Source organism: Thermus sp. NMX2.A1, assembly GCF_000511705.1.
Lineage (GTDB): Bacteria > Deinococcota > Deinococci > Deinococcales > Thermaceae > Thermus > Thermus scotoductus.
Genome location: NZ_ATNI01000001.1, coordinates 1 through 5554, shown reverse-complemented (window position 1 = coordinate 5554; position 5554 = coordinate 1). Strand labels below are relative to the sequence as shown.

Here is a 5554-nt window from a genome sequence, read left to right as displayed (position 1 = left end):
GCTCTACCAGATAACGCGCAGGGTCGGGCTTTACCATTACCGAGAGCCCCTCCTTCGCGTCAAAGCGGGCGAGCATCTGGAGGCGGGCTACCGCCGCTGGCACGGGGAGCGCCGGGAACTTGAGGAGCACGCCAAGAAGCGGTTGGACCAGGTGCGGCGCTACGCTGAACACGGTCGCTGCCGGGCCCAGGTCCTCCTCAAGCACCTGGGGGAGTCCGCGGACAGGTGCGGGGTCTGCGACATCTGCGCCGGGGATAGGGGTCCCTGGGAAGCCCTGGAGGGGCTGGACGAGGAGGAACTCGAGCGGGTCTACCGCCCTCTGGACACCCTCCTCGTCTTCTTTGCCTTGGCCGAGGACAACGCCTGGTCCAAGGAGCCCCGCTCTATGTATCTGGGCAGAAAGAGCACCCTGATGGCCCTTCGCGGCAAGGACCGGGGCGGGAATGGCGTCTTAAGCGGTAAGTACACGAACCACCGCCTCTTCGGCCACCTTTCCTTCATCAAGCCCAAGGAGTTGGAAGAGCGGGGCCGCGCCCGCTATGAGCGCCGGCTGAGGCAGGAGGGAGGGGATGGCGGAGCTTGAGGAGGTCCTGCGGGAAGTGGCGCGGAAGGTCCTTGGCCTTCCGGAAGAACCCCTCCCCTCCAGGCCTTGGCGGCAGTTACCTCCTGATTTCAAGACCCTCTCCCCTCCTCCCTTGCCGAAGGGCCCGCCTGGGAAGGGGGTGGGTGCGCCCCCTCGGCCCTCGGAAGAAGGGGGCCTGGGGCCGGCCTCTGCTGAACAAGAGCCCCTACGCAAGCTGCGGGAGTGTGAGAGGAAGTTTCAGAGAAAGGCCAAGGAGGTGGAAAAGCTCGAGGTCAAGCTCCAACGAGCCCAGAAGGCGGTCCAGGAAGCAGAGAGGGATCGGGGCAGGGCCTTGGAGGAGGCCGCGCACTGGCGCAAGGAAGCCTCACGGTTTGCGGCCGAGAGGGACCGCCTGGGTGCCGAGATGGCCAGGGTCCAGGAAGCCTACGCCAAGCTTCGGGCGGACTGGGCGGAGCTGGAAAAGGAAGTTGAGGTTTACAAGAGGAGCATAGATGCCCTCGAGGCCCGGCTGCGGGAGCTCGAGGGGGTGGCGGAGCAAAAGGCCCACCTCGAGGCCGAACTCGCCCGGCTCAGGAACTTCAAGGAGGCCCTCCCCGAGCCCTTCCCCCAGGAGGCCCTCCTGCGGGTCTTGGTGCTGGACTACCCTGGCCTGGGCAATAGGCCAGAGGAGCGGGTCCTTGCCCTCATCGAGGGGTACCGGGCCCTCCTCAAAGGGGAGGACCACCCCGCCCTGCGCCACAGCAACCGCGAGCTCCTCGCAGGGGAGTCGGAGGGGATGGTACTCCTGGGGCTAGAGCGGTTGCTGTTGGACCTGGCAAGCCTTCCCCTCAGTCGCTGGCTAAGAACCCATACCTTCCGCCTGGAGGCCTGGCTCCAGGCAGGAGAGCAACCCTCCTCGCCCCGCCTAAGGGAGGAGTGATGGACTGCAAGGAGGCCCTGGCGTGGTACGAGCGGCAGTGGGAGAAGGATCGGCGGCGCTGGGAGGAGGAAAAAAGGGCCCTGGTGGAGCGGCTGGAAGAGCAGGCCGCGGAGATTCTGCGGCTCAAAAGCGAGCTTGGGGAGCGGGAGGCCCAGCTCAGCCGGGAGTTCCAAGGCCGGCTCGAGGCCTGTGAACGCCGCCTCGAGGAGGAACGGGCGGCCCGCGAGGGTTGCGAGCGGGCCCTGGAGAGGCTTGCCCGCCCTGTCTTGGGCGAGGGCTTTTTCCGCTACCTGGCCCAGGCCCTCGAGCTTTGGGACCAGGCCCTGCTCGAGGAAGCCCGCAAGCTGGATGGGAACGGGGTGGAAGCCTGGCTCAGGGCGATCTGGGCCGAGCGGGCGGAGGCCCTTTCCGGGGCGCTGGCCGGCCAGGCGCCCGACTGGCGGCGGGTGCGCACCGGTTTGGTGCTGGAGTGGGCCCTCCTCGCCTGGCTAGAAGGGATCCGGGATGGCTGACCCTTGGACCCACGCCGTGAACCTGGATAGGGCCGTTTTGGCAGAAGGGGTGGCGCAGGCCCGCGTGGCCCAGGAGGACTACGAGGGGGTCAAGCCCCTCGTGCGCGAGGTCTGGCAGGGCAGGCGGTGGGCCAATCTCTTAGGGACCGTCCGCTCGCGGGGGGAGGAGCTGGTCCCTGCCCGCGTCCTCTTAGGCTATCTGCGGGGCTACTTTCTCTACCGGGAGGTGCCGGAAAACGACCAGGCCTTCTGGCCCCATTTCCTAAAGGACCTGGGAGTGGAACGCCTTCTCCCCACCCCAGCCGAGTACGACCGCCTTTGGGAGGTCCTAGGCTGGCACGAGGAGACACGGGCCCACCTGAGGTTCGCGGAAGGGAGGCGGGACTTCATAGGTACCCTGGAGGCCATCTTTCACTTCAAGGCCCTGCGCCTTAACGCCCTTAAGGATTCCTTTCTGAGCTTCTATCAAACCGGAATGTTGCCCGAGAGAGCCCGGCCCTATGAGCGGGTGTTCCGCAAACTTCGGGAGGCCATGGAACTCCTCCTCGAAGAGGAGGCGGTCCCGGACCTACGCGACGAGGAGGCAGTTCTGGGCTTTCTCCAAGAGGCGGGCCTCTACCTGGGAGAGCCCAACCCCGTGCGCCTCCTCTTCAACCGCTCAGACCAGGCCCTAGGCGACCTCTACCGGAAGCTACGGGGGGATAGGCCGGCCACCCAAAGAATCCGCTTCAGGCACAAGCAGGTCAAGGTTGAGCTCCTAAAGTCCTCGGTCCGCATCGAGGAGATCCAGCCCACCCTAAGCCGGGAGCCCTTGCTGGAAGGGTGGACGGTCTACGGAAAGGTGGTGCTGGAGGATGGGCGCTTCCGGCGCTTTTCCTGGGTGCCCCGCTACACCGCGGAGGGGGATCCCATCCCTGAGGAGCTCGAGGTCACCTTTGAGGAGGGCGAGGCCGTGCGCTTCCGCCTCCACCACCAGGCCTTTGCCCTGCGCTTCTCCAGGCCCCTCTGGAGGCCCGGCGAGCCCTTGGAGCCTCGCCCCATCGGCTTTAACATCGCCCAATATCCCTTGCGCTTCCTCCTCGCCTCCGGGGGGGAGGCGAGGGAAAGGCCAGAAGAGCTGTTAGGGGAGGGGCTATCCCTTACCGACGAGCTCATCGTAGAGGTAAGGACGGAGGGCCAAAGGGACGAGTGGCGCCGGATTGCGGCCTTGCCCGTGGAGGTGAGGCCTCATCTTGAGGCCTGGGTGGAACCCGAGGGGGTTTTCGCCCGCACCTACCCCCCAGGCCTTCCCGTAGGGGTGCAGGTGCTGGCAGGAGAGCGCCCGGTCTGGGAAGGGGTTGTGCAAACGGAAACCCAAGGGACCCTGGTAGCCAGGGCCACCTGGGTCCCCTTGAGGGTCAGGGTGTACCTGGGGGGCGAAGCCCTTTTCCTTACCCTAGCCCCTAAGGGATGGCCCCAAGGGTGGTGGCGGCTCGGCCTGGGTCTAGGGAGTAGCCGGGTGGGATAGGGGCCTTACTCCGTCGCCTCCTTTCCAGGGGGCCCTGGTCGCTCCCACGGGCTTCGCGCTCATATGAACCCTTGCTTAGAGAGAGGCTACCCCCTCCTGGTTTTCTGCCAGCCCACCCACTTGATGAACTCCGGGATTAGAAAGATAGGCAGGGCCCAAAGGAGCATCAGGCCCCACTCCTTCCACCCTAGGGGAACCGTGTGCAGGGCCTCTTGGAGGAAAGGAACGTAGACCGCGCAGGCCTGTAAACCGAGGGAAAGGACCCAAGCCCCAAGGAGCCAAGGATTTGTAAAAAAGCCAAGGGCAGCCAGGGGCATGCGCAGGGAGCGGAAATTCAATACGTTGAACTTTTCCAGGATCACTATTCCGGTAAAGGCCAAGGTCTGGGCCAGGGCTTGGGGTGCGCCCCTTTGGAGGGTGTGGTAAAAAAGCCACAAGGCACTTGCGCCGATATACCCTCCGAGCAGCAAAACGGCCAGTACCCCCCTTCGGTCCAAGAGGGGCTCTGAGGGCTTTCTGGGTCGCCGCTTCATCACGTCCTTTTCCGCGGGCTCCATGCCCAAAGCCACCGCGGTCAGGCTGTCGGTGATCAGGTTGATCCACAGAATCTGCACGGGTAAAAACACCAAGGGGCCACCCAGGAGAAGGTTCAGTAGGATGGCGATGACCTCCCCTATGTTGGAGGTAAGGAGATAGCGTATGAATTTCTGAATGTTGTCGTACTGACGGCGCCCTTCCTCCACGCCGCGGATTAGGGAAGCGAAGTTGTCGTCCAATAGAACGACATCGGACGCGCTCTTGGCCACGTCTGTCCCGCGCAGCCCCATGGCGATCCCGACATCCGCCTTCCTCAAGGCCGGGGCGTCGTTCACCCCGTCGCCTGTCATGGCCACTACCTCCCCTCGGCGCTTGAGGAGGTGGACGATCCGCAGCTTGTGCTCAGGGGTAGTGCGGGCGAAGACCACCCCGCCCTCGAGCAGGCCCAAAAGCTCTTCGTCCTCGAGCTCTTCTATCTCAGGCCCTGTCACCGCGCGTTCCGCCCTCAGGCCGATTTGGCGGGCAAGGGCTAAGGCGGTGGGGGCTGCCTCCCCGGTGATCATCAAGACGCGGATTCCTGCCTCTTGGGCGGTCCGTATGGCTGCGGGCACCTCTGGGCGGGGAGGGTCTAGAAGGCCCACCAGGCCGAGGAAGACGAGGTCGCGTTCCACCGTCTCCTCCCTCAGGGGGATCTCCCCAGTCAGCTGCCTCTTCGCCAGGGCCAAGGTGCGCAGGCCGGTCTTTGCCATCCGAGCGTAGGCGGCTTCTATGGCCCTTCGGTCCTCTGGGGTGAGGGGCCATTCCTTTCCGTTTTTGAGGATCCTTGTGCAGCGATCCAGGATCACTTCCGGGGCTCCCTTCACGTGGGCCACCAAGCCCTCGGCCTTCTCCCAAACCACGGTCATGCGCTTGCGGAGGGCGTTGAAGGAGAACTCGCTGAGGATCCCTTTCCTCTCCGGGAGGGAAAGCCCGGCTTTTAGGGCCGCTACCAGGAGGGCGACCTCGGTAGGGTCTCCCCGGGGATGCCAACCGGTTTCGTCCCGATAGAGGCTTGAGTGGTTGCACCAAAGCCCCGTTTCCAAGAGGGCAAGGAGGTCCGGGTGCTCTTGGGGGTCTAGCCTTTGGGCCCCTAAGAGGAAATGGCCGGAGGGTTCGTAACCCACGCCCGTCACCTCCACCTCCCCTGAGGCCAGCCAGATGCGCCGCACGGTCATCTCGTTTTTGGTTAGGGTGCCGGTTTTATCCGTGCAGATCGTGGTTACCCCGCCCAAGGCCTCGGCGGCCTGGAGTTTCCGCAGCAAGACCCGGCGCCGAACCATGGCCCGAACCCCGAGGGCCAAGGTGAGGGTCACCACCGCGGGCAGCCCCTCGGGCACCACGGCCACCGCCAAGGCCACGCCCGTGAGGAAAAGGTCCTTCAGGGGTTTGCCTACCAAGAGCCCCGCAAGCAGCACCAGGATGCCGGTGATCAGGGATAACACCCCAAGCTGCTTCGC

At 65.0% G+C, this 5554-nt stretch carries 5 protein-coding genes; 4 read left to right on the top strand and 1 reads right to left on the bottom strand.

Annotation, left to right across the window (positions count from 1 at the left end; all coding sequences use genetic code 11):
• The 4 genes from TNMX_RS00025 to TNMX_RS00010 all read left to right on the top strand — a co-directional run.
• On the top strand, nucleotides 1-583 hold a 583-nt coding region (locus TNMX_RS00025; protein WP_038028174.1), incomplete at its 5' end, for a RecQ family zinc-binding domain-containing protein.
• A gap of 256 nt (nucleotides 584-839) precedes the next feature.
• On the top strand, nucleotides 840-1502 hold the full coding sequence (locus TNMX_RS00020; protein ID WP_253269333.1) for a hypothetical protein: 663 nt from the start codon (nucleotides 840-842) through the stop codon (nucleotides 1500-1502).
• Nucleotides 1502-2014: a hypothetical protein gene (locus tag TNMX_RS00015; RefSeq protein ID WP_038028173.1), complete on the top strand. Its 513-nt coding sequence runs from the start codon at nucleotides 1502-1504 to the stop codon at nucleotides 2012-2014. The genes TNMX_RS00020 and TNMX_RS00015 overlap by 1 nt, the downstream gene beginning before the upstream one ends.
• Nucleotides 2007-3521 (top strand): hypothetical protein, encoded by a 1515-nt coding sequence (locus tag TNMX_RS00010; protein WP_038028172.1) that lies wholly within the window; start codon nucleotides 2007-2009, stop codon nucleotides 3519-3521. Before TNMX_RS00015 ends, TNMX_RS00010 begins: the two co-directional genes overlap by 8 nt.
• Nucleotides 3522-3607: 86 nt before the next feature.
• Here the strand turns inward: TNMX_RS00010 and TNMX_RS00005 are convergent.
• Nucleotides 3608-5554: cation-transporting P-type ATPase (locus TNMX_RS00005; protein WP_038028171.1), on the bottom strand; the 1947-nt coding region annotated here is incomplete at its 5' end.